The sequence below is a fragment of the Aestuariibacter sp. GS-14 genome (assembly GCF_006494365.1).
Classification (GTDB): domain Bacteria; phylum Pseudomonadota; class Gammaproteobacteria; order Enterobacterales; family Alteromonadaceae; genus Alteromonas; species Alteromonas mangrovi.
The window spans coordinates 196,770-221,669 of the sequence record NZ_VHIP01000002.1 but is presented as its reverse complement, the minus strand read 5'-3'; the positions used below and the strand labels follow the sequence as shown (position 1 = coordinate 221,669).

Below are 24,900 nucleotides of genomic sequence, written 5' to 3'. Positions count from 1 at the left end.
CTTTTTGCATTCAATGTCAAATGCCCTGCGGGGCATTTAATATGTTTTACAGAGGATGATATGGCTAACATCATTGGTGGCATCGGCGTTTCCCATACGCCTACCATCGGCTTTGCCCAGGACAGAGCGCTGCGTGAACAGCCAGCCTGGAAACCAGTATTTGAACAGTTCGACAAGGTCGGTAGTTACCTGGCCCAGGAGCAACCCGATGCGCTGGTATTTATCTATAACGATCATATTACGTCTTTTTTCTTTGACCACTATTCGCCCTTTGTACTTGGCGTAGACGACACATTCAGCCCTGCAGATGAAGGTGGTGGAGCGCGCGACTACCCGCCTGTTTCCGGTCACCCTGCCCTTGCCAGGCACATAGGGCAATCGTTGTTTGCCGACGAATTTGATTTATCGTTTTTCCAGAAAAAGCCCATTGATCACGGTTTGTTTTCTCCCTTGTCGATGATGACAGACCGAGGCACCCGATGGGACAAACACATTATTCCGCTACAGATTGGCGTGTTGCAATTCCCAATCCCTACAGCAGCGCGCTGTTTTAAGCTGGGTCAGGCATTGCGTCGCGCAATCGAAAGTTACCCTGAAGACATTAATGTAGCCATTGTCGCTACGGGAGGCTTGTCTCATCAGGTACACGGTGAACGCTGTGGTTTTAACAATCCCGATTGGGATGAACAGTTTCTCGACTTGCTCGAAAGCGATCCTGCGCAACTGGCTGCCATGACCCACGCAGACTATGCCCGCTTGGGCGGTCTGGAGGGAGCCGAAGTGATCATGTGGTTGATCATGCGTGGCGCGCTTTCCGGGCAAGTCGATTGTTTACACCGCGCCACTTATCTGCCGTCAATGACCAATATCGCCACGGTCATTTATAAAGATAAGGGCAACAGCCCTGCCAATGAAATAGTCGCCCACCAGCAAAAAATGGGAGAACAACTTTCGGGTATTGAACACATCCCGGGTACCCACCCTTTCACGCTGGAGCGTGCACACAGCGCTTGGCGGCTTAACCATTTCCTGCACAAACTCACTGAGCCAGCGCATCGCAAACAGTTTGTAGCGTCGCCCGATACATTGTTTAGCGAATATGGGCTATCGGCACAGGAAATTTCACTGGTCAAAGCGCGGGACTGGATAGGGCTAATTCACTACGGCGTGATTTTCTTCAGCCTGGAGAAAATGGCCGCCGTGCTAGGCATGACAAACATCGATATTTATGCCCAGATGAGCGGTAAAACTGTAGAGGAATTCCAGCAATCACGAAACGCAGCAATAACCTATTCAGTGGCGGGTAAAGACAAAAACTGACATGAAAAAACCAGGCCTCGCTGATTGAGGCCTGTATTGTGCTTTCGCAAATTAAAACTCTTCAGTATCAATATCGCCTTGTGCCGCGGCCGGGTACCTGGGCCCTTTTACTGTTTGCTGATTAATCAGCTCACCGGCAGAGCGTAATACCTCGGCAGACACCTTCAATGTGCTTGCCGCGATATTTTCGATCATATGCGCTTCAATACGCGTGCCTGGCAGTGCATGAATAAAATCGCCCTGGGCCAATACCCACTTAATCGCAAGCTGCGCGGGAGTACAGCCAACCTGTTCTGCCAGACGGGCAAATTCAGCGTACAATTTTCGGTTAGCCTGCCAGTTTTCGCCCTGAAAACGCGGCATGCCACAGCGAATATCGCCAGCTTCGAGTGTACTGATATCAGTAAAGGTATTGCTCAGAAAGCCCCTGGCTAATGGGCTGAATCCCACGAACGCGATGTTCAGCGATTTACAGGCCTCCAGTACAGCAATTTCAGCATTGCGCGTCCACAGGGAATATTCGGTTTGCAGCGCAGCGACCGGGTGTTCCTGATGCGCGCGCAACAGGGTTTGTGCAGAGACTTCCGATAAGCCAATTGCACCAATTTTACCGGCTTTTACCGCCTCCCCCAATGCGCCCACACTTTCTTCTACTGGTACATCCGGGTCGATACGGTGCAGGTAATACAAGTCGATGTAGTCGGTTTGCAGGCTTTTCAGGGCGGTGTCCAGTGTTGCATGCAGTGCTTTAGGGTGCCCGTTGATAACGCGCTTGCCATTTACCCCGGTCATACCGCACTTGCTGGCTAACAAGATCTCATTACGAAAGCCCTTAATCGCCTTGCCTACCACCACCTCGTTCGCCCCAAAGCCATATAAAGCGGCGGTGTCAAAGTGATCCATGCCAGCCTCGTAAGCGCTTTGGATCAGACTTATAGCATCACTTTCGGGTAGTTTTCCGCTATAAGCATGACTGACATTCATACAGCCAAAACCAATTTCTCCTACCCATTTACCGGCCAGTTTCCGTTTATTCATCATGGTACTCCTCAAAGCAAAACGGCTTGCACCAGGCAAGCCGTTAACGGTAAGCGTAGTCAATTATGCCGATAATTGCTGCTCAAGTTCGTGCAGCACGCGATAACAGTTTAGCACCTGTCCTACGCTTGAGTTTGGCTCGCGGCCTTCCTGAATTGCAGCAACAAACTCGCGATCCTGCAGTTCTATGCCGTTCATCGACACATCCACTTCAGACACATCGATTGGGTTTTCTTTTCCATCAACCAGGTCGTCGTAACGGGCAATATAGGTGCCATTATCACAGATATAACGAAAGAAAGTCCCCAATGGTCCATCGTTGTTAAACGACAAAGACAAGGTACAAATTGCGCCATTTTCAGCTTGTAACTGAATAGACATGTCCATGGCTATACCCAGTTCAGGATGGATTGGACCCTGAATTGCATTGGCTTTCACTACTGGCGATCCAGCCTGATACGCAAACAAATCCACCGTATGCGCAGCATGGTGCCACAGCAGGTGATCGGTCCACGAACGCGGCTCGCCTTTGGCATTGATGTTCTTGCGGCGGAAGAAATAGGTTTGAACATCCATTTGCTGAATGTTCAGCTCGCCAGCAGTAATTTTGTTATGCACCCATTGGTGTGAAGGGTTGAAACGACGGGTATGACCTACCATGCATACTTTGCCGGTTTCCTGCTGAGTTTTCACTACCGCTTCGGAATCGGCCCAGCTGTCTGCCAGTGGGATTTCTACCTGCACGTGTTTGCCGGCTTTCATACACTGAATAGCCTGTGATGCGTGTTGTTGGGTAGGCGTACACAGGATCACGGCATCCGCATCACTTTCCAGCGCATCTTCAAGGCTGGTATACACATTAGGGATTCCGTACTGGTTTGCTACGCCCTGGGTTTTCTCCAGTGAACGGCCCACCAGGCCAACTACTTCTGCGCCATCGATATTCTGCAAGCCGTCCAGGTGTTTTATGCCAAAGGCACCCGGGCCCACTACAATAATTTTCATATTCGTTACTCCGCGTTTTATTCAGGTTACGTGAGCGGCAATGCCGCTGCTTAATCCGCCCAGTACAAGCGCATAGGATTGTCAATCAGCAGTTTCTGCTGCAGCGCTTCTGTAGGGGCAATTAAAGGGATCATGTCTACCAGTTTGCCGTCATCAGGCATGTGGCTTTTCATATTCGGGTGCGGCCAGTCGGTGCCCCACAATACACGGTCAGGGAAACGTTCCACAACGGTGCGGGCAAATGGCACAACATCAAGGTAACCGCCAGTTGGGCCACTTACTGAAAGACGTTCCGGGCAACTCACTTTCGACCAGAAATTCGGATTTTCTTCCAGCAATTTAAGAAACAAACCAAATTGCTCGCCATCCACCGGCTGAGTCACGTCTGGTCGCCCCATGTGATCTACCACTACCGTAGTGGGCAGGCTGGTGAAAAAATCATATAGGTCTGGTAGTTCTGCGGCTTCGAAGTAAATCACAATGTGCCAGCCAAGGCGCTTAATACGATTAGCGATAAGCGTTAAATCGTCAAACGGTAAGGCATCAACCAAACGCTTTACAAAGTTAAAGCGAACGCCGCGAACACCCGCAGCATGCAATGCATTCAGTTCTTCGTCGGTAACACTGGCTTTAACCGTCGCTACACCGCGTGCAAGACCGTTACTGTGGTTCAGTGCGTCAACCAATGCGCGGTTATCAGCACCGTGGCAGGTAGCCTGCACAATCACATTGCGGGAAAAGCCCAGGTGATCGCGAAGCGCCCACAGTTGATCTTTAGAAGCACCACAGGGAGTGTATTTGCGTTCAGGTGCGAACGGAAACGCATCGCCTGGCCCAAACACGTGGCAATGGGCATCTACAGCACCTGCTGGCGCCTGGTAACCAGGCACCGACGGGGATTGATGCCAGTGCAACCAATCGGCATCGGGGGTAAACTGACTCACAGGCCCATCTCCTTCAATTTGACATCCAGTCGCGGATAAACGCGACGAGCATTGCCAGAGTATATCGCGGTGCGGTCTGCATCAGACAAATTCAATGCATCCACGTAACGCTTGGTGTCGTCAAAATAGTGACCGGTTTCAGGATCAATCCCGCGTACCGCACCAATCATTTCAGATCCAAACAAAATATTTTTGATATCGATTACTTCAAACAACAAATCGATACCCGGCTGATGATACACACAGGTGTCAAAATACACGTTTTTCATTACGTGCTCAGCCAGCGGCGGCTGATTCATCATATCGGCCAAGCCGCGATAGCGCCCCCAATGATACGGAACCGCACCACCGCCGTGGGGAATAATAAAGCGCAGGTCAGGGAAGTCCTTAAATAAATTGCCTTCCAGGAATTGCATGAAAGCCGTGGTGTCAGCATTCATGTAGTGCGCGCCGGTAGCATGGAAGTTTTCGTTGCATGAACCTGATACGTGAACCATCGCAGGGACATCCAGTTCTACCATTTTCTCGTAGAAGGGATACCAGCTTTTATCGGTTAGTGGTTTAGACGTCCAGTGGCCGCCCGACGGATCCGGGTTAAGGTTACAGCCCACAAAGCCAAGTTCAGTAACACAACGCTCCAATTCTTCTACCGAATTTTTAATTGGTACACCGGGCGACTGCGGCAGCTGACACACACCAATAAAGTGTTGAGGGTACAAATCCACAACGCGCTTGATCAGGTCATTACAGGCGCTTGTCCACTGTTTGGATACCGCCTCATCGCCCACATGATGGGCCATTGCTGACGCGCGGGGTGAAAAAATGGTCATGTCTGAACCGCGTTCTAATAGCAGTTTCAACTGGTTTTTTTCGATACTTTCACGAATTTCATCGTCGCTGATAAAGGGAACTTCTGGCAATGCCTGCCCCGATTCGAATGCCTTAATCTGCGCTTTTCTGAACAACTGCAACGGCTCTGGTGCAGTAGTGTAGTGTCCATGACAATCAATGATCATGCTGATGTCCTCAATCGTTGTTATTCTGCTACTGGCTGGCACTGACTCGGTACCAGCACTTCTCCACGCATTAATAATCGGGCGGTACGCAGCAAGGCTGCGCGTTTTACACTGAATGTATTTAACGCATTTGCGCCACTGATATCCATTTCTACCGTAAATGCGCCGGTAGGATGTTCAATTGTGAGTATTTGACTTTGTGAACTGTTATCGGCCGCTTTGTTTACATAATCGCTCGCTACCGTGCCAGCCAGTACACAGGCAGTAGCTACGCTAACCGAACCCAACACGCCGATAGCATCATGTACCCGGTGCGGAATAAACGTGTGGGTATTCACTACCCCACCATGTACCGGTGCTGATAACAGGCTCATTTTAGGCACGGTTTTGTTGGTCACATCGCCAAGATTCATCAGTTTGCCTGCTTGTAGACGAATGGCTTCTATTTTGGCTTTCACGTCGGCCTTGGCTTCCAGCTCTGCCGGACTTTCCTGCCCGGTAGCGCCCACTGCCGAAGCATGTAGTAACACCACTGGCATGCCATTGTCGACACAGGTCACTGAAACACCGTTGATTTCGTCAATGGCGTTACCAGTGGGAAATAGCGCGCCACACGACGAACCCGCTACGTCCAGAAAATCAATCATCACTGGCGCAGCTGTTCCAGGCACGCCATCAATCGCAGCATCGCCTTCGTACTGAACTTCGCCATTGGGCGTTTGGATACGGGCAACAGCCAGTGCTCCGGTGTTAACCATGTGAATGCGCACATCGGTAACATCTGACTGCGCGCTCACCATACCCTGCTCAATAGCGTATGGACCCACACCGGCCAGAATATTTCCGCAGTTTTGTGCGTCACTCACCCGCGCTTCGTCTACCACAACCTGCAAAAACAAGTAGTCGACGTCGGCATCTTCTCTTGTTGACGGGCTGACCACCGCCACTTTACTGGTTAACGGGTGTGCACCGCCCATGCCATCAATCTGGCGTTCGTCCGGCGAACCCATTACGGCCAGCAAAATAGCATCGCGCTGGGCCGTATCCGACGGTAAATCACTGGCCTTAAAATACAGGCCTTTGGATGTGCCACCGCGCATTACATAGGCAGGAATCGCTTTCACGACTAGTTTTCCTCACCGTATTTAACGTAGCGCAAGCCTTTTTCTGCCAGGCGCTCTCGCATGTTGTAAATGTCCAGGCCCAGTTCACCCGCCGCTAAACGCACACGCTTGCTGTCTTCGTTAGCCACGCGCGCCAGTACTTTTTCGTGTACGGCATCGGCTTCTTCCCGAGCAACCACCACTACACCATCGTCGTCGGCAACCACAATGTCACCCGGATTGATTAGCGCACCAGCACACACCACAGGTACGTTAACACTGGCAATGGTTTCTTTCACTGTACCTTGCGCAAATACTGCGCGAGACCACACAGGAAATTCCATTTCGGTAAGGGTAGCGATATCCCGCACGCCGCCATTGATAATCAAACCTTTTACACCGCGCGCTTTCAGTGACGTGGCCAGCAAATCACCAAAAAAGCCGTCATCACACGGACTGGTTGGGGTAACTACCAGCACATCACCGGGCTGGCACTGCTCAACCGCTACGTGAATCATCCAGTTATCACCTGGTGCAACCTGGCACGTTACCGCTGGACCTGCTATTGCAGCCGGGCGGTAGATTGGCCGCATGGCTTTGTCTAATAATCCCTTGCGCCCCTGCGCTTCATGCACAGTAGCAACCTCTGCCCCCTGATAATGTTCAATGGTAGACGCTGACGGTCTTGGACAGCCTGTTACACAAATTGCCATGGTAAATAATCCTGCATTCATTTCGTTATGGATTTAGTATGCGACAGCACAGCTAAAAAAGAATGTTAGAATAGTGCAATTCACTATTAATTTTTTCTATAATGACTTTAATAACGAATAAAGGAATCGCGACGTGCAACTGAACATACGGCACTTACTCAGTGCTTTAGAAATAAAGGAATGCGGCACCGTTACCCAGGCGTCCAAACAGATACATTTGTCGCAATCAGCGCTTACACAGGCTATTAATAAGCTTGAAGACCAGCTAGATTCCCAGTTATTTGAACGCTCTAACTCAGGCATGTTCACAACGGCGTCAGGCGAACTGTTTTTAGAGCGGGTTAAACGTGCATTCTGTTATTTGGAAACCGCCTCACAAGCCCTGTTCGACACCGACAAAACCAAGCGCATGGCATTCCTGCGCAACGTAACAATTCGGCAATTAACCGCCTTGAACACCATTGTTGAACTGCAAAACTACACTGCTGCTGCAGTTCGATTATCACTCACTCAACCTACGTTGGGTAAAACCATCAAGGATCTGGAGCATCTGTCGGAGCAGCGGCTGTTTAACCGTGTGCCCACCGGCGTTGAACCTACGTGGCGAGCCAGGCAATTGAGCAAATTTGCCAGCCTGTTTTTTGCCGAAATCCATCAGGGTGAAGATGAAGTGAAGCGGCTCAAAGGCCAACGTTCGGGTAGCGTAACAATTGGCAGTCTGCCCCTCGCCAGAACGGCGATAGTGCCTGATACAGTAACCGCACTGTTGCAGGAATTTCCGGATGCCAAAGTGAGCATTATTGACGGCCCCTACGAAGAACAGCTTAATACCTTGTTACATGGTCAGTTAGATATCATTGTGGGAGCATTGCGAACGGCATCTCCCAGCCATGACATTGAGCAATGTAAGTTGTTTGATGACAGTCTGAGTGTAGTAGCCAGAGTGGGGCACCCTGCCACCGACCTGTTTACCCAGCCCGTTACCCAAACCGACCTGACCCAGTATCAATGGATTGCTCCCAGGCAAGGCACACCCACGCGTGCCGTATTCAGTCAGTTTTTTGAAGCACGTGGGTTAACGCCCCCTCAGGACGTGGTGGAATGCAGTTCCCTGGTTGCAGTCCGAGGATTGCTATTAAACAGCGATCGCATTACGTTATTACCCGCCCGCCAGGTTGCGGTAGAAGTTAAATCCGGCTTGCTGGCGATCAGCGCCCAACCGCTGCCCGACAGTAAGCGGGAAATAGGCTACACCCTTCGCAAACACTGGAAGCCCACGCCTGTACAGGCCAGATTTATCGAATTGCTCACGCAGATAGCCAGGTAATACCAATTTGCAAGCTCACACCGCATGCTGCTTACGGTATTCACCTACGGTCAAACCGGTTTGTTTTTTAAACTGACGACAAAAATACCCTACGTCTTTATAGCCCAGGGTAAACGCAATGTCGTCGATGCTCTGACGGGTATAAATTAACCGTCGCTTACTTTCATTCATCACACGCTGTCGAATAACCTGCTTTGGGCTGGTTTTCAGTACAGTCTGGCACATTCTGGAGAGCGTGGAAACAGAGATAAACAGCTGATCGGCATAATCTTTTACGCTATTGTGTTGCTGATATTGTGCATCGATTAACGCCCGGAACTTCACCAGAATTTTAGTTTCCCTGGAACTACTCTCACTGTGTAACGAGGTTAATCGTTGTTGACGGCGCACATTAATAAACAGCAATTGCAGTAAATTACTGATTGCCGCACGCGAGTCTGCCTCCGCATGCTGAATCTCATCGTCAAGCGACAATAATACTTGCCGGAATTGTTCAATATATCGCTCGTCAGAAAATTCTACCGGCTGAGGCGCCCATAAAGCATCATTTGCGGTTGGCACTTCACCTGACGCCGATAATTCAGCTAAAAAATCACTGTTTATCGACAACACGAAGCCTTGCGTGTCGGGTTCAAACTGAAAGCCATGCACCACACCTGGCGGGATCATCACGAGCCAGTTTCCATTGAGAAAATAGCGCGCATCGTCCAGTTCAATGTGCCAGCCATTGCCAAACACACAAATGATTTGTGCAAGTTTATGATGGCGATGTGGCTTAATCTCCCACCCCAGCATACGGCTGCGCGACACAATACTTTCCAGATGAACACTTCCCGGCTCCCACTGCAAAAAGGTTTCACCGTATAAGTGATAAAATGGGATCGCATCCTGACTCATCATATACGCCATCACAAAAACTTAACATGATTAAAAAGTACAATAATTTGCCTGAAATGTGAATTACCAATTGAGCCTGCGACGTGCACTATGAACACACAAACTTAAGCAGGAGCAAACTATGAATACCATTCGCACGAAGGTTGCCATTATTGGCGCAGGCCCTTCCGGGTTGTTACTGGGCCAGTTGCTGGCTAAACAAGGTATCGACAACATTATTGTTGAGCGCGTAACGGGCGACTACGTACTAGGTCGTATCCGTGCCGGCATTTTAGAACAGGGCTTTGTGGACCTGGTGCGTGAAGCTGGTGTGAGTGAGCGCATGGATCGCGAAGGCCAGGTACACGATGGCTTTGACATTTCTTATTACGGCGAACTGTTCAATATCAATCTGAAAGAACTCACCGGCGGCAAAACAGTAATGTGTTATGGCCAGACAGAAATCACCCGCGATATGATGGAAGCGCGTGCTGAAGGCGGCTTAACGACCTATTACGAATCGTCGGATGCTGCTATTCACGATGTTACAACCGATTCGCCATACGTTACCTTTTTTAATAACGGTGAAAATTACCGTTTAGACTGCGATGTTGTTGTAGGCTGTGACGGCTTCCACGGCATTTCCCGCAAAACCATTCCAGCCGAAAAGCGCACTGAGCACGAGCGCGTGTATCCGTTTGGATGGTTAGGTTTACTAAGTGACACGCCGCCAGTTAGCGACGAGCTGATTTATTGCAAAACGAAACGCGGTTTTGCGCTGGCAAGTATGCGCTCAGAAACCCGCTCTCGTTACTATTTGCAAGTACCGCTGGATCACAAAGTGGAAGACTGGTCTGACGAACGCTTCTGGGATGAACTGAAAAAACGCCTGCCTGAAGAAGCGGCGGCGCGATTGGTAACCGGCCCCAGTATCGAAAAGAGTATTGCACCGCTTCGCAGCTTTGTATGCGAACCTATGCAATGGGGTAATCTGTTCCTGGTAGGTGATGCCGCCCACATTGTACCGCCAACAGGTGCTAAAGGACTAAACCTGGCTGCTTCAGACGTAGCAGCCCTGTACCAGTTACTGTGTAAAGCTTACCGTGAAAACGATAAATCTGTATTAACCCGCTACTCCGAAATCGCCCTTCGCCGGGTATGGCACGGCGAGCGTTTCTCCTGGTGGATGAGTAACATGCTGCACGATTTCGATGAGCAGGAAGTAGGCGGTATGAAAAAGGCGACATTCGACCACTTTATGTCATCTGAACTGGATTTCTTCCTGAACCACCGTGAAGGACGGCAGGTAATAGCTACTCAGTACGTAGGTATGCCTTACGAGAGCATTGAGTAATACCCTTTTTGTAACAATGTGCCCTGGCGCGTATTGACCCAACCAATACGCGCTTTTTCCTATCTTACAGATTTTCCGTGCTTTGCAGAAAGTCAACTCCGTAGAATTATTTCTTAGCAAAATTATAATCATCTGTTATTGTTAAAAAAATGAGTAGTACACAGACAAGGAATGGTCGATGTTTTTTGCTTCTCGCAGAATGACTTTACTTGCGGCGACAGTGGTAGCAACAGTATTAAGTGGCTGTGGCGCAACTGATAAACGCCCTCCCATCTATGATGATATTTTTGAGGTTAAAGCCCGTCTGCCGGCACATGCAAGCCGCCTGGCATCCCACACTTCATTACAGCAAGCACTGATGAAACGAAATTTAGTGATTGCCGAATCCGGCGATATCTTGCCTGTGAACGGCAGCAGTTGCGGCACCCCATTGTATTACCGCTTTACCTCACTCTCACTGCCCGTGTACTTGTCATCTCATGCTGAGTTGTATGCGGGCTATTATGCTGATCTCGATAAAATTGACCAACAATGGCAGATAGTCGATACCGATCTGTCTTTCAGCCACACCCGGCCAACCGGTGTGTCTGTGTCACTGTTTGCCATGGGTTTATCTGGCAAGCTGGCGCCGAATGACACTGTATTTATTCGCCCTTCACCCCAGACATCGCCGGACGATCAAAAAGACCTGATTTCGCAAGTTAAGCGATTACTCCCGGGCGTTAAGGTTAAGGGGATATCTCGCAATTCAAATACCCAAATTAACGCCAGCGTCGCATCGTCAGAGGCAAGATTAAGAGAACTTATCGATACCAAAAAATCGGCGGTAGGCACCGTGGTCGACGAGCGGGTGCTACTTGCCTGTAGTGAGCTTCGCGATTTTATCAATTCCGTTTCTGCTCGCCCTGTTCAATCGCGGTACACAGCAGAAGAAGCGGTAGAAGTACTACCGCCAGACGCTGATTTTACTGCATTAGACAAACAACAAGTACTACTGCCGTCAGATAAATACATGACGGTTGGTGGCGATATCGTTGAATACACAGCCTATTTCCAAAAACGACAACAAGACCCCTGTGCAGCGGGCAACAGCCAAAACGCCGCGTTGTGTCGGAAACGGGTCAGCGATGGTGAACAACGCCAGATTAAAAATAAAGTCATTATGACAATACCCACTTCACAACGTTAACGACTTCACTTTATCAAGGACAGAGCAAAGGACACAGTATGAAACACGTAGTTACTGTACACCTGAAGATACTTGCCATACTGGTATTATTTGCCATTTATGTCAGCCTCGAAATTTCGCTGAATATTTTACTGATCGACATGTATGCCCAGCCATTCGAGCTGGTACTGGGTGAATACCATATTGCAGCCGAGCGCCTGGAATTGTTTGGCAGAACCTTGTCGGGCTTTGGTCTGGCGTTGTTTGCGGTCACACTCATTCCGATTCGATTCTTCGGTGTTACCCAATCAGAAAGTCACATTCGGCCGGTTATCAGTGCCAGGGGAAAGTGGTTGTTGCGCCCCCTGACCTTTTTGGCAATTTGGGCGCTGATCATTCCGTCCATTAGGGTATTGATTGATGGTGTTGTCGACTCACAGTCCAGTGATGCCAAACTCAGTGCTGTGCGCGCAATCGTATATAAAGAAGCTTACCTCGCAAAAGCCGTGAGCATTGAAGGATTTCCGGAATTTGACCACATAGTAGCGGACCCTGATCGCAGGGATTTAATGGTCGCGCTCATTCCGTCACTGGCGTTTTTCTCCAATGGCTTCAACACGTTGATCGGAAACAACATTGACAACATGGCCAATACCTTTCTGCTGAACAAGCAGGAAGATGATTTTATTGCCGAGGCGCTCCCCAGAATTCGTCGTTTTGATCAGCAGTATGAAGCCCAGTGGCAATTGTATGAATCAGCATCCCGCGCTTATCTGGAGGCATTTCGCAAGGAAAACGATCATTACGCGCGCGAACAAGAGCGGTTAACTCTGCTCAATAACGCCAATAAGCATATTAACTCGCGCTGGGAACGCTACGCCGTTCAGCTACTAGAAGCCGGAGATTTCAGGGAAGACTACACCACAAATGAGAATATTCGCGATCAATACCGGAACTACCGTGACCAGGCACTCAGTTCGCGATGTAACACAGCCTGCGAAGAGCAAGCTAAAAGGAATTTTGCTCGCTACCTTACAACCCTAAAGTTTGAAAGCGGTGAATCCTTCGGCATTTCACTTCAGGCAGAAGACGTTATTTTCAATAAGCTTGTAAAATCAAAATACAACCTGGCCGCCATTTTTAAACGTGGCCGCTTGCGCTATTTACAGGAAGTATATGGTATTCCAGAAGAAATGACGTATGAACAATACCAGCAATCTGATTTGATGATGAGTCACTTGCGTGACTATATCGCCGGTCAGGGTATTACCTTGCCTGTCGGTTGGAAAACAACGGATATGCAGCCTCTTATTGATGCCATTGCCGCTAAATATCAGGGTTTAGCCGCCGCAGAGTGGAATAAATACCTGCAAGCAGCCAGCTATAAAATGCCTGAGCCGGGTCTATCTAAACCCGCCTTTGCTTCACATGCAATTGTCGCCAGCGCGGCTCGGGAAGCATTGGGCCCCTATTATCTTCCTGCGTTCACGCCCAGTATTGCGGAAAGTCGTTATAAAGCAATTTGGCTGGACAGCCAGGACAATATTTCATTCATTAAAATGATCACATCTACCGCGGCAACCACCGCCTTTTCGCCCGGCGGCAGTATGTTTCAATTGGGTCGTGACGCTGTAAAACTGGCCGTTATTCCCCCTGCCAGTATCTTTGCCAGTCTGCTTGCGGTATTTCTGCTATTTTTCAAAATTGGCAATTATTTATGGCCTCGAAGTAAGGTGTATTTTGGCGGCGCTTTACTTGCGGCCGTTGTTCTGTTGGTCACCCCAACCGTATCGGCCTTAATGCAATCCAACGCTTATCACAACATCACCACCCGATTCGCCCAACAGGTCAGCCAGGACAATCTGTATGACAACCTGCTTACATCAACCTTCGGGTATATGCTGGATATAGAGTCCGGACTCTACAGCCAGTATCGCCAGGTTGGCGTTGTTCATGAGGTGCGTCGTGCCATGCTCGCCAATACAGAACAATCGACTAACGAAGGCGAAACCATCAGCGCCCAGACGACAGCGCCCTCGCCGCTGCGCACTTTCGACAATATCTTTTACGACTTGTTGTCGTTTTTGCCTGAAAAACTCGGAAGCGGTGAAATCATCAAACCATTTGATGCCAACATAACTGTGTTAAAGCAGGATTTAAATGTAGGTGCGTACCTGGGGATTTACCTTAAAGGCGATAAAGTGTCCGAGGTAAAAATGCCGAATTTCATGCAGGATACTGACTTTGGTCTGCTGGCCGAACAGAAATATTTTTACCGGCCAGACTGGCAGTCTCTTGCTTCCGAATTTATTGAAAATGCAAACAGTCCGGACTATTGGATTAAACTGGCAAATGGCGATTTAGCCAAGGAGTCACTGGTAACAAAAATTGAACGAAACATGTCGGATTACCTCAATACTCAGGGCGGTTTAGTCACCCTGTTAAAATCCATTCAATCACAAGGCTACCGCAACCTGATATTACTTCAGCTAGGTCAGGCCAACCGTTACCGGTGCTTTGTCATTGGCGACATAGACGCCCTAATGATTACCGACTCAATCCAATCCAACTTTGTTGACTATAAAGAACTGCCCAACTGCAAAGCGAGAATATAAGTGAACAAGCTACAACACTTTACTAAACAATGGTTCGCAGAAAACCTCTCCGTCATCATCATGATGTTGGCGGTTTTCTTCGCGACACACTATTTCTTCGACCAGCAACAACAGGCCCTGAGCGATGTAATTCGTCAATTTGAAATATTAAAACTTAAACTGTCTTTAACCATGGAGTAGCGCAATGCAGGATAACGAACAAAAACAAACAAGCCGTATTTCGTTCAAATTTGATATCACCACGTTTATCGGACTTTGTGGTGCTATGTATCTGGCCTACTCTGCGCACGTGAAAAACGTGGAAAACACGCAAAAGGTCAACGCCCTGTTACAAAAATACGAGCAGACTCTGGATGCAGCCATTGCAGGCGACAAAGTGACACTTGCGCGATATCAGGCAAACGTTGAAAAGATACTGAATTCACTGACGCCGGAAGAGCGCAAGCTCATGCTGTCATTGTTGACTACCAATAATGTCAAAAGCTGAATAAACCAGATTATAAAAAAAGCGCCCGGTGTCGGGCGCTTATCAGCCATTTACTCCTGAATATTAAGACCTTACTTACGTTTTTCAGACGCAATAACATAAATGCACCAGAGGCATGTAAAAGGCTTAGCGCACCTGGTGCGGATGCCGTGGATGGCGGAGTTACCGCTGACGTTTCAGCAGAGATTTTATTGATAACCGCTGTTACAAAATCAGCAAATGAACTGGCTGGCTGAACAAAAGCGCCCGGACCACCAATGACATAGTCGTTGTAAAAGGTTGCAATCGATTTATCACCGATTGGCAAACCATTAATGGTAAAGCCCTACGCTACCGCATTGTCACGAGAAGCAGCAGTAGTAGACGAAGAAGACGTGCCGTCACCAGATACATCAATAACAGTGCCAATCGTTGCATCCAAACCGTTGTTTAATAGCAAATCAACCGCTCGATTAATACCGGTAAAAATAGCAGTGCCACCGCTACCCTGGCGAGCAAAGTTGTCTAACAAATCGGCAAAGGCGTTAGCTTCCGCAACATCTGTAAGAATCGTAAACGCATCCAATGTAGTGGTATAAAAGTTTGATGCAAAAAATACAACGTTAACAGCGATACCGTTTACAGATGCAGCATTGGCATGAGAAGCCGCACCGTACATCAGCATTCCAGCTAAAGCGAATCCAAGTTTCTTGAAGTTCATGTTTCTATCCTTGAGGTAAATCGATTTTGAAATTTATATAAGAAAATGAAATCATTTACCTATATTAATTCAAGGGCAATTCGCGCACCAAAATGGTATTACCCCTGAATTTCATATAAATATAAAGAACGAGAACCTCACATACATATGAAGTGTAAAATATATAGACAACCTAATATAAAAACACTATTCATTCGATTTTATGCAACCTGGTACTGCTATTCACGCAAATAATCAGTAACATGCAAACAAGACCTGTGTAACGGAGCAAAGCATGGATTTAGGAATTAAAGGAAAGCACGCAATAGTGTGTGCCTCAAGCCGAGGGCTGGGTCGTGCCTGCGCACAAGCCCTGGCTGAAGCTGGCGTAAATCTGGTAATCAATGGCTTAGATGAACAGCGTTTGATTGCGGTAGCAAAAGACATCGAAGAATCGACAGGTGTGAAGGTGATCCCCGTGGCGGCTGACGTAAGCACCGAAGCGGGTCAGCAAGCATTACTAGCTGCGTGTCCGGAGCCGGATATTTTGGTTAACAACAATGCCGGACCACCGCTAAAAGATTTCCGCCAGTTAAATAAAGAGGCAATGGTGGAAGGCTTGAATATGAATATGCTTACACCGATCAGCCTCATTCAACGAGTCCTGGATCCCATGGCCCAAAAAGGCTTTGGCCGCATCGTGAATATTACGTCGATGACAGTTAAAATGCCCGTTGCCGGCCTGGATTTATCCAGTGGCGCACGAGCCGGACTAACCGCATTCCTGGCTGGCATTGCCCGCACGGTGGCTGATAAAAATGTAACGATCAACAACATCCTGCCGGGATATTTTGCTACCGACCGGCTCGAAGGTGTATTCAACGCTGGTATGGCGCGCACCGGGCACGATCGCGATACCGTTGCAGCTGAACTCGCTGGCAAAATACCGGCTCACCGATTTGGCGTGCCAGACGAATTTGGTAATACCTGCGCGTTTCTATGTAGCCAATATGCAGGCTACATCACCGGACAAAACATCTTGTTAGACGGTGGGTTAAACCCAAGCGCATTCTAACGTTAGATTGCCATTTTATTCATTCAACCTGCTCTATTCTCAGGTTGACTTATTATTCAACATATACGATATTTCACATATGTGAAATATCGTATGTGTTTTATGGATCCTCTCTCTTTTTATAAGTGCATGGCTGAAGACACCCGTCTGAAGACACTGCTATTGCTCACTTGTGTTAATGAAGCCTGCGTATGCGATCTAATAGAAGCGTTGGCATTAGACCAGCCGAAAATTTCACGCCACCTTGCCGAATTGCGAAAATGCGGATTGTTGCAGGATGAGCGTCGGGGCAAATGGGTGTACTACCGTTTGCACCCCGCGTTACCCCAATGGTCAAAGGCGGTACTGCAGGAAACCCTCACCCACAATCAAGCTTATATTCATACTGCACTGAATCGCATTCGGTGTTGCCAGCAACAAAATGGATGTTGCTAAACCTTATCGCATCTCACTATCAGAGGCCCCCATGAAAGTTTTGTATATTTGCACTCACAATCGTTGCAGAAGTATTTTGTCTGAAGCCATAACCAATCACTTTGCCAACAGCGTGATCACGGCCAAAAGTGCTGGAAGTCAGCCTGTTGGAGAAGTGCATCCGTTGTCGCTCAAGTACCTGACTGAAGCATGTATTTCAACACAAGGCTTGCAAAGTCAGTCGTGGGACGAATTTGAGGCATTCGAACCTGACCTTGTGGTAACGGTATGTGACTCGGCCGCAGGAGAAACCTGCCCGGTATGGTTTGGCAAATCAGTAAAAGTACATTGGGGTTTGAGTGATCCCTCCAAACTTACCGGCAGTGAAGACGTAATTGCCGATGCGTTCAGGGCAACTATTGCGCAAATTGCCGCGCGGGTAAAAGACCTGGCATCCATTGCAGAGAAGCCGTTCACACCAGAGAGTTTGCGTGCATCATTAGCAAAATTAGGGGCACACTAATGAGCAGCAACACGCACGATTTGCCCAACCTGGATGTATCTCAGTTTCAGGTACCAGACCCCACCAAGCTGGCTGGCACAGCACTTTCTCATCCGCCGCGAATACTGTTGTTGTATGGCTCGTTGCGCGCACGCTCATTCAGTCGACTGGTAGTGGAAGAATCGGCACGGCTACTCGCGGCAATGGGAGCTGAAGTAAAAATCTTTAATCCCACGGGCCTTCCACAACCTGATTCAGGCGAAGACAATCACCCCAAAGTTACCGAGTTACGGGAGCTGATGGTGTGGTCGGAAGGCCAGGTGTGGTGCTCGCCAGAGCGCCACGGTGCGATGACCAGCATATTCAAAAGTCAAATAGACTGGGTGCCATTAAGCCTTGGCGGTGTGCGTCCTACGCAGGGTAAAACGTTGGCGGTAATGCAGGTTTGTGGCGGTTCACAATCGTTTAATGTTGTTAATCAACTTCGTGTGTTAGGCCGATGGATGCGCATGGTTACCATCCCAAATCAGTCGTCGGTAGCCAAAGCCTTCATGGAATTTGACGACAACGACCGCATGCAGCCCTCGCCCTACTACAACCGCATCGTAGATGTAATGGAAGAGCTGATGAAATTCACGCTGCTACTGCGCAACAATAAAGATTACTTCGTAGACCGCTACTCTGAACGCGTTGAGACCGCCGAACAAGTCAGTCAGCGCGTAAATCAACGAAGTATTTAACCCGCACCAATCAACAGGAAAAACACAATGGGATTATTTGAACGTTATCTCACCGTATGGGTAGGATTGGCCATTCTGGCCGGTATCGCAGCGGGTGCTGTAGCGCCCGGATTATTTTCGATGGTTGCTGCGTGGGAATATGCTCAGGTTAACCTGGTTATTGCCGTACTGATTTGGATCATGATCTTTCCTATGATGGTACAAATCGACTTTACCTCTCTGAAAGACGTGGGCAAGAAACCCAAAGGCCTTATATTAACGCTGGTCATCAACTGGCTGATTAAACCTTTTACCATGGCGTTGCTAGGCTGGCTGTTTTTCAAAGGCATCTTCGCCGACTGGGTGGACCCAACCACTGCCACTGAATACATCGCCGGGATGATTTTATTGGGTGTGGCCCCCTGCACCGCCATGGTGTTTGTATGGAGTCAGCTAACCAAAGGCGACGCAAATTACACACTGGTTCAGGTTTCCATTAACGATATCATTATGATATTCGCCTTCGCCCCTATCGCCGGATTATTGCTGGGCGTTACCGACATTACCGTGCCGTGGGACACGCTGCTGCTGTCGGTAGTGTTGTACGTACTGATTCCATTAGTCGCGGGGGCACTGGTTCGCAGTAAACTGGACAGAGCCAACGACCACACAGGATTGAATCGTTTTCTCGCCACCATGAAACCCTGGTCTATCGTTGGATTGCTGGCTACTGTGGTGCTGCTGTTTGGTTTTCAGTCTGATACGATCCTGGCTAAACCACAGGCCATTATACTGATTGCCATTCCATTACTGATTCAAACCTATGGCATCTTTGCACTGGCCTATTTTATTGCCAAACAAATGAAACTGCCTCACAACATTGCCGCACCGGCTTGTATGATTGGTACCTCAAATTTCTTTGAGCTGGCTGTCGCGGTAGCGATTTCATTGTTCGGATTGCATTCAGGTGCAGCGCTGGCCACTGTAGTTGGCGTGCTGGTAGAAGTGCCCGTTATGCTTTCGCTAGTGTGGTTTGCCAACCGCACACGCAGTTGGTTTGATTAAAAGCAGGCGCCTGGCGTTATTGCGCCAGGCAATGCAGCATCACTAGCGGATGGCCGACTTACGCAGGCGCTTTCACAAATTGAATATTGCTTTGGCGCATGAACAGGCAGCTAAGGGCCCACATTAAGAAGCCGCCGAAAAACAGTATTGCAGAGGCATAACCGGTTTGATTGAAAGTAGCACCACTTGCCAGCAACGTACCGCCAACCCAAGGGCCAATCGCATTGGCAGTATTAAATGCACACTGAACTAACGCACCAATCATGGCATGCCCGGTTGGCGACACTTCCAGTAGCATAGACTGGATCACCGCGGCAAGACCCACGCTGGCCCCCAAACAAAACACTGCCACGTATAGCAACCAGATGTTGTATGAAGCCTGCACATATAAAATGGCAATACTAACACTGCACAACAATGCAATACCCGTGGTACTTACCGGTGACTTATCGGCCAGCTTTCCACATACCCAGTTTCCAATGGTAGTACCAATACCAAACATCATCATGGCAATGGAAATGGTATATTCCGGCGCTTCAGTTACCACCAGAATGGTGTCGGCCAGATAAGTATAAATACAAAATACCCCGCCAAAGCCAATAAAAATGATCCCTGAAATTGACCATACCAGTTTGTTTTTCAATACACCAAATTCGTCTTTCAGGCTGGTAGGCTGCGTAACCGGGCTGCTTGGCACCAGTTTATAAACCAGTACAGTGGCAATAAGCGCCAGTACGGCAACAATGGCCATACACAAGCGCCAGCTCACATATTGCCCCACCAGCGTAGCCATTGGTACACCCACAATGGTAGCAATGGTTAAACCTGAAAACACAAACGACATATAGCTGGCGCGTTTACCCATGGGTGCCATACTGGCCGCAACCAGCAACGATGTTGCGAAATATGCGCCATGAGGCAACCCCGACAACACGCGATAAAACACCATTTCAGGCAGCGATGTTGCAATAGCGCTTAAGCCATTTGCCACGCACATCATGCCGGTAAATAGCATCAGCGCAGTACGACGGTTTATTTTGTTAGTAAGCAACATAAACAGTGGTGCACCAATCACCACACCAATGGCATAACCACTGATCACATAACCCGCTTCAGACGGTGTGACATTAAACGACGCCGCAATGAGTGGCAGCATCGACATAGACGCGAACTCAGTTAACCCGAGTATAAAGGTGCCCATAGCCATAATAAAAATGGGCCAGAACACAGATGACTTAGCAGACTGTTGTGGTGCAGTCACAGACATGAAACCTCTTAATATTGGTCAGTAATCAATAGAACATCACTCCGAGTTATGTTGCAGTTAGCATAACCAGAGCAGAAACAAAACCTTGTAGGGAAACCAGCAGTCCGGCTGGATAAGTCGGCAGGCACTTAGCGTTGTAGGTTGAAAGATTCGCGCCGCCGATGTGTTGTTATGTTGTGTAAATATGTAATGCTGCATTACAGCAATATTGGCACATTATACGCGACATCCAACCGAAGTAGAAAGCCAAATTGTCGCGCTATACGGAGATTTAACGTAAATGCTTAGCGCTAGGGCTGATAGTCTTCGCCTGCCGCTGCAGTGAAGGCCATTTCTACCAGCCACTCCGGATCGGCCAATTCCACTTTTACACAAGCCCGGCTCGGTGCTGTGCCTTCGTCAAACCAACTGTCCCATACTGCGTTAAGGCGATCCACATTAGCGAAGTCGGTAATGTATATGGTTACCGTAAGAATACGGCTCTTGTTGCTACCAATTAACGCTAGCATGGATTCTGCTTGTTTGAATACCTGAGCAACCTGCCCTTCAATATCGGTTACCCCTTCGCATTCGGGCACTTCAACAAAGTTGGCAATCCCGTTAAACACGGTAATGTCTGACCAACGGCGCGTGGGATTAATACGATGAATTTTCATGATTGTCCTTTTTTCATTGCGAACGCGCAGTATACCGTCAAGCAACCAAGGTTGCATCGACATCAGTGGCTATGGCTTGGTATAGTTACCTTATTAAGGCCAGAAAATAAATTTACCATGAATGTTGTAGTTATCCCTGTTACTCCTTTTGCGCAAAATTGTTCACTCATCTGGGACCCTGCCACCATGGAAGGCGCGCTGGTAGATCCGGGCGGCGACGTGGAGAAAATTCAACGGGCAGTGTCCAGCCATGGGGTAACGATCACCAAGATCATCCTTACGCATGGGCATTTAGACCATGTGGGCGGCACGCTGGCTGTGGCCAAAGCTTATTCGGCCCCTATTGTGGGCCCACATACCGGCGATAAATTCTGGTTAGATGGATTAATGCGGCAAAGTCAGATGTTTGGATTTCCGCCTGCCACCCCCTTTAACCCCGATCAATGGTTAAACGACGGCGATACCATTGCTGTGGGCAATTTAACGATTGATGTATTGCACTGCCCCGGCCACACGCCAGGTCACGTAGCACTGGTTGAACGCGCCAGCAGTCAGGTTATTGTGGGCGACATTCTGTTCGCTGGCTCAATTGGCCGCACTGATTTCCCACAGGGCAATCACGAGCAATTGCTAAACGCTATTCGCACTAAGCTTTTTACTCTGCCCGACGACATGAAAGTGTATCCGGGCCATGGTCCTACAACCACCATAGGTAAAGAGCGTAAAACCAATCCGTTTGTAGCTGATAGCAAATTTGGTTAATGTGCTGGCGCACGTCAGCATGTATAGAAATATCCAATAGTTAACAAAAAAATAACTATTTGATTCACCTGATTGGCTGCGCCACCATCTGGTTTTCCTAACACAATAACAATGACTAGGTTAACCAGATGAAAACGTGGCTTCGCTATGCCCTGCTGGCCGGACTCAGTGTCCTGGCTTCAACACACACACAAGCCCAGCAACCTGCTGGCATTACCATGAAAAACATTGAGCCCGAGGCATTTTTAGGCACCCCCGTTCGCCTGTATCCTGACAATTCGGCCATGCAAGCTAATGACAAGGAACAATGGGGGCACCTGAAATTAACCCTACCCGGCGGCTTCACCAGTGAGCAATACTTTATTCGCAATGTTACCAACCCATCGCTCTATGCGTTTCTGCCTGAGCCAGATAAAGCAACAGGCACAGCAGTGATCGTTGCACCGGGTGGCGCATTTTTATCACTTGCCGTTCAAACTGAAGGCATGGACGTGGCCAAAGTACTGAATGAAAAAGGTATTGCCGCTTTTGTGCTTACTTATACGCTTAATGCCACCCCTACCGATATTCCCGGCTACCAGAAAGTAGTTGGTGACGTATTCGGTGCTAAAGCACGCGGTGAAGAACCCGATATTTTTGTTCCGCAGGCACCAAATGATGCGCTGGCAGCCCTTCGCTACGTAAAGCAGCATGCCAATGCGTACGGCGTTGATCCGCAAAAAGTAGGCTTTATCGGCTTTTCAGCTGGCGCGATGACAACTCTAAGTGCTTCAGTAGCTGAGGCCAGCGAGCGGCCGGCCTTTCTGGGCTATATTTACGGCCCGATGAACGCAATTGACGTTCCGGCCAATGCACCACCCATGTTTGCGGCACTGGCCCTGGACGATGGCCTGTTCGGAAAAATGGGCTTTGGTATTGTGGGCGCGTGGCAAGCAAAAGGGATCCCCGTGGAACTACATGCTTACGAAAAAGGAGAGCACGGGTTTGGCGTTGGCCGCCCCGGTACCACCAGTGCAGGCATGATGGACCAGTTTATTGCCTGGCTTGCTACTCACAAACTGTAATACCAATTCGCATAGAAGTTTACCAAATAGCGGGTACGGTAATGAGTATCTTACCTAACATCCCCGCTAGTATTGCATACACCAACAACACCAGGGCGGTGCGTTTGAGAATAACCCCGTCCTGGTTATGCAATCCCAGAATGGCCGTCACCGCCACTATATTATTAATACACACCATATTCCCCATTGCGGCACCCACACTCTGAAGTGCCAACGTTACTGCCAGCGGCAAAGAAAGCTGCTCAGCAATGGCATACTGAATACCGCCAAAGGTAAGATTGGAAATAGTGGCAGAGCCGGAGAAAAAGGACCCCAGCGCACCAAGCACCGGCGCAAAAAACGCCCATTGGTTACCCGCGATCCCTGCCAGGTGCTGGCCAATTCTGGCCACCGCAGATTGCTCTCCTCCCAGCATCATCATATTCACAAAAATCAGTGCACCCAATAACGCAAACAACGGGTTTTTCATGCGCGACGCTGTTTGCGTAGTAATACTGGCGCAACGCTCCGCAAACTGGCCCGCTCCAAAACTGTAAACACTCGCCATGGCAACTAACACAAATGGCAAAATAGACGGTACATACAGTGTGCTGAAACGCCATTGGGTGGCGGTATCTAAAATACCGCTCAGCGTGACAACCAAACTGGCACTCATCGTAAGCTGGCCCAAAAAGCCCAACGATATTGATACACTGGGTTCAGTGGCCTGTAATAACGCTTTAAGCCCGAGTTCCGGCAATCGCGTAAGTACCAACAGCACTACCGTGCCCCACAGAGGGAACGCCGCTTTTACCAATGTACCTAAAGATGGCGCATCGCCCTGCTGTTGTGTTGCAGGGAGACTTTCGTTGGTAAACTGACGGCTCAGGCCCACTCCGAATTTCGCCAATACCAGGGTTATTAGCAACCCAATAAAGCCGCCCAGCAACGATGGAAATTCCACACCGTAAAAGCTCAGTGCTACATAAGGTATGGTACAGGCACAGGTAGATAGCAAAACAAACACACTGTTTTGCAGAATATGCCGCCAGTCTGGCACCACCAGTCTGAGCGCAACAAACACAATGACCGGCGCAATAAGGGTGTTAATGATGGCGGCATACCTGGCCGAAGACATCAACACATCCTGCGGCAATGACAACAGCGATAACCCAAACCAAACTGGCGTTCCCATGGCGCCAAAGGTGACGGGGATGGTATTGAGCACCAGACAAAACAGCGCAACACGCAGTGGCGAAAAACCCAGGCCACAGAGAATGGGAGCCGCGATAGCAGCAGGCGTACCAAAGCCACTGGCGCCTTCTATTAAAAAGGCGAAAGACCAGCCAACCATCATCAACTGTGCCACCGGGTTGGTACTAACCCCGTTTAACGCCTCTTTTAAGGTATCCAATGCACCAGTAACTTCCATACTTTTAAATAAAAATACTGCACCGCCAATGATGGCCAGGGGCGTTAACGCCAGCAATAAACCACTGATCACATTGGCGTTTACCAACGATAACGACGACTGTCCGGTAAACATTACCAGCACATAAGCCACCACAGCACACAAAGGCAAGGCTTTGCCAGAAGCCATAGCATTGGGTTTAACCATTAAGTAAATCAGTAACAATAGCGGCGCGTAAGCTGCAACAAGCGAAAGCATTAACCGGTGCGTTCCATGCAAAATGAATACGAATACTGTAAAGCAAACTACGATGAAATTGAACGCACTACCCTTTGATTCAG

24 protein-coding genes and 1 pseudogene are annotated in these 24,900 nt (G+C 48.8%); 14 read left to right on the top strand and 11 right to left on the bottom strand.

What is annotated here, in order from left to right; all coding sequences use genetic code 11:
• The first annotated feature begins 60 nt into the window (after nucleotides 1-60).
• On the top strand, nucleotides 61-1,320 hold the full coding sequence (locus FJ444_RS04105; protein WP_140956655.1) for a gallate dioxygenase: 1,260 nt from the start codon (nucleotides 61-63) through the stop codon (nucleotides 1,318-1,320).
• Between the two features lie 51 nt (nucleotides 1,321-1,371).
• Here FJ444_RS04105 and FJ444_RS04100 read toward each other — a convergent pair whose 3' ends face one another.
• The 6 genes from FJ444_RS04100 to FJ444_RS04075 are packed head-to-tail and all read right to left on the bottom strand — an operon-like array spanning nucleotide 1,372 to nucleotide 7,139.
• Nucleotides 1,372-2,361 carry an aldo/keto reductase gene (locus FJ444_RS04100; protein ID WP_255438982.1) on the bottom strand — a complete coding sequence of 330 codons (990 nt, stop codon included), beginning with the start codon at nucleotides 2,359-2,361 and terminating at the stop codon, nucleotides 1,372-1,374.
• Nucleotides 2,362-2,421: 60 nt separating this feature from the next.
• A complete protein-coding gene (locus FJ444_RS04095; protein ID WP_140956654.1) occupies nucleotides 2,422-3,363 on the bottom strand; it encodes a Gfo/Idh/MocA family oxidoreductase in 942 nt (313 codons plus the stop codon).
• Nucleotides 3,364-3,413: 50 nt separating this feature from the next.
• Nucleotides 3,414-4,307, bottom strand: a complete 894-nt coding sequence (locus FJ444_RS04090) for an amidohydrolase family protein (protein WP_140956653.1) — start codon at nucleotides 4,305-4,307, stop codon at nucleotides 3,414-3,416.
• On the bottom strand, nucleotides 4,304-5,323 hold the full coding sequence (locus FJ444_RS04085) for an amidohydrolase family protein (RefSeq protein ID WP_140956652.1): 1,020 nt from the start codon (nucleotides 5,321-5,323) through the stop codon (nucleotides 4,304-4,306). Before FJ444_RS04085 ends, FJ444_RS04090 begins: the two co-directional genes overlap by 4 nt.
• Nucleotides 5,324-5,343: 20 nt before the next feature.
• Nucleotides 5,344-6,447, bottom strand: a complete 1,104-nt coding sequence (locus tag FJ444_RS04080) for a 4-oxalomesaconate tautomerase (RefSeq protein ID WP_255438980.1) — start codon at nucleotides 6,445-6,447, stop codon at nucleotides 5,344-5,346.
• 2 nt (nucleotides 6,448-6,449) lie between these two features.
• Entirely contained in the window at nucleotides 6,450-7,139 is a 690-nt protein-coding gene (locus FJ444_RS04075) for a 4-carboxy-4-hydroxy-2-oxoadipate aldolase/oxaloacetate decarboxylase (protein ID WP_140956651.1), read from the bottom strand.
• 133 nt (nucleotides 7,140-7,272) lie between these two features.
• Between FJ444_RS04075 and FJ444_RS04070 the strand changes: the two genes are divergently transcribed.
• Entirely contained in the window at nucleotides 7,273-8,466 is a 1,194-nt protein-coding gene (locus tag FJ444_RS04070; RefSeq protein WP_140956650.1) for a LysR family transcriptional regulator, read from the top strand.
• Between the two features lie 15 nt (nucleotides 8,467-8,481).
• Here the strand turns inward: FJ444_RS04070 and FJ444_RS04065 are convergent, their stop codons facing one another.
• Entirely contained in the window at nucleotides 8,482-9,375 is an 894-nt protein-coding gene (locus FJ444_RS04065; protein ID WP_140956649.1) for a helix-turn-helix domain-containing protein, read from the bottom strand.
• Nucleotides 9,376-9,484: 109 nt separating this feature from the next.
• On the opposite strand from FJ444_RS04065, the gene pobA reads away from it, so the two are divergent.
• From pobA to FJ444_RS04040, 5 genes are all read left to right on the top strand, one after another.
• Nucleotides 9,485-10,696 (top strand): 4-hydroxybenzoate 3-monooxygenase, encoded by a 1,212-nt coding sequence (pobA, locus tag FJ444_RS04060; RefSeq protein ID WP_140956648.1) that lies wholly within the window; start codon nucleotides 9,485-9,487, stop codon nucleotides 10,694-10,696.
• A 178-nt stretch (nucleotides 10,697-10,874) separates the two neighbouring features.
• A complete protein-coding gene (locus tag FJ444_RS04055) occupies nucleotides 10,875-11,885 on the top strand; it encodes a hypothetical protein (protein ID WP_140956647.1) in 1,011 nt (336 codons plus the stop codon).
• A gap of 38 nt (nucleotides 11,886-11,923) precedes the next feature.
• Nucleotides 11,924-14,479, top strand: coding sequence for a hypothetical protein (locus tag FJ444_RS04050; RefSeq protein WP_140956646.1), 2,556 nt, complete (start codon nucleotides 11,924-11,926; stop codon nucleotides 14,477-14,479).
• Nucleotides 14,480-14,659 (top strand): hypothetical protein, encoded by a 180-nt coding sequence (locus FJ444_RS04045; protein WP_140956645.1) that lies wholly within the window; start codon nucleotides 14,480-14,482, stop codon nucleotides 14,657-14,659.
• Between the two features lie 4 nt (nucleotides 14,660-14,663).
• Nucleotides 14,664-14,966, top strand: coding sequence for a hypothetical protein (locus FJ444_RS04040; RefSeq protein WP_140956644.1), 303 nt, complete (start codon nucleotides 14,664-14,666; stop codon nucleotides 14,964-14,966).
• Nucleotides 14,967-14,976: 10 nt separating this feature from the next.
• Here the strand turns inward: FJ444_RS04040 and FJ444_RS21605 are convergent.
• Nucleotides 14,977-15,624 (bottom strand): annotated as a pseudogene (locus FJ444_RS21605) (DUF1194 domain-containing protein).
• A 316-nt stretch (nucleotides 15,625-15,940) separates the two neighbouring features.
• Here FJ444_RS21605 and FJ444_RS04025 point away from each other — a divergent pair.
• The 5 genes from FJ444_RS04025 to arsB all read left to right on the top strand — a co-directional run bounded on the left by FJ444_RS04025 (nucleotide 15,941) and on the right by arsB (nucleotide 19,420).
• Complete coding sequence (locus FJ444_RS04025; protein ID WP_140956642.1) at nucleotides 15,941-16,720, top strand: SDR family oxidoreductase; 780 nt, start codon at nucleotides 15,941-15,943, stop codon at nucleotides 16,718-16,720.
• Nucleotides 16,721-16,822: 102 nt separating this feature from the next.
• The gene (locus FJ444_RS04020; protein WP_140956641.1) at nucleotides 16,823-17,155 is read left to right on the top strand and encodes a metalloregulator ArsR/SmtB family transcription factor; all 333 of its coding nucleotides are present in this window, start codon (nucleotides 16,823-16,825) and stop codon (nucleotides 17,153-17,155) included.
• Between the two features lie 31 nt (nucleotides 17,156-17,186).
• Nucleotides 17,187-17,657, top strand: coding sequence for an arsenate reductase ArsC (locus FJ444_RS04015; protein ID WP_140956640.1), 471 nt, complete (start codon nucleotides 17,187-17,189; stop codon nucleotides 17,655-17,657).
• Nucleotides 17,657-18,376: an arsenical resistance protein ArsH gene (gene arsH / locus FJ444_RS04010; RefSeq protein WP_140956639.1), complete on the top strand. Its 720-nt coding sequence runs from the start codon at nucleotides 17,657-17,659 to the stop codon at nucleotides 18,374-18,376. Before FJ444_RS04015 ends, arsH begins: the two co-directional genes overlap by 1 nt.
• Before the next feature lie 27 nt (nucleotides 18,377-18,403).
• Nucleotides 18,404-19,420 (top strand): ACR3 family arsenite efflux transporter, encoded by a 1,017-nt coding sequence (gene arsB, locus FJ444_RS04005; RefSeq protein WP_140956638.1) that lies wholly within the window; start codon nucleotides 18,404-18,406, stop codon nucleotides 19,418-19,420.
• A gap of 58 nt (nucleotides 19,421-19,478) precedes the next feature.
• On the opposite strand, the gene FJ444_RS04000 is transcribed toward arsB, so the two are convergent.
• Nucleotides 19,479-20,687, bottom strand: a complete 1,209-nt coding sequence (locus FJ444_RS04000) for an MFS transporter (protein WP_140956637.1) — start codon at nucleotides 20,685-20,687, stop codon at nucleotides 19,479-19,481.
• Between the two features lie 290 nt (nucleotides 20,688-20,977).
• On the bottom strand, nucleotides 20,978-21,343 hold the full coding sequence (locus FJ444_RS03995) for a RidA family protein (protein ID WP_140956636.1): 366 nt from the start codon (nucleotides 21,341-21,343) through the stop codon (nucleotides 20,978-20,980).
• A 117-nt stretch (nucleotides 21,344-21,460) separates the two neighbouring features.
• Between FJ444_RS03995 and FJ444_RS03990 the strand changes: the two genes are divergently transcribed.
• Both FJ444_RS03990 and FJ444_RS03985 read left to right on the top strand, forming a co-directional pair.
• Nucleotides 21,461-22,105, top strand: coding sequence for an MBL fold metallo-hydrolase (locus FJ444_RS03990; protein ID WP_140956635.1), 645 nt, complete (start codon nucleotides 21,461-21,463; stop codon nucleotides 22,103-22,105).
• A 128-nt stretch (nucleotides 22,106-22,233) separates the two neighbouring features.
• Entirely contained in the window at nucleotides 22,234-23,169 is a 936-nt protein-coding gene (locus tag FJ444_RS03985; protein WP_140956634.1) for an alpha/beta hydrolase, read from the top strand.
• A gap of 19 nt (nucleotides 23,170-23,188) precedes the next feature.
• On the opposite strand, the gene FJ444_RS03980 is transcribed toward FJ444_RS03985, so the two are convergent.
• Nucleotides 23,189-24,817, bottom strand: coding sequence for an L-lactate permease (locus FJ444_RS03980; protein WP_140956633.1), 1,629 nt, complete (start codon nucleotides 24,815-24,817; stop codon nucleotides 23,189-23,191).
• Nucleotides 24,818-24,900: the final 83 nt, after the last annotated feature.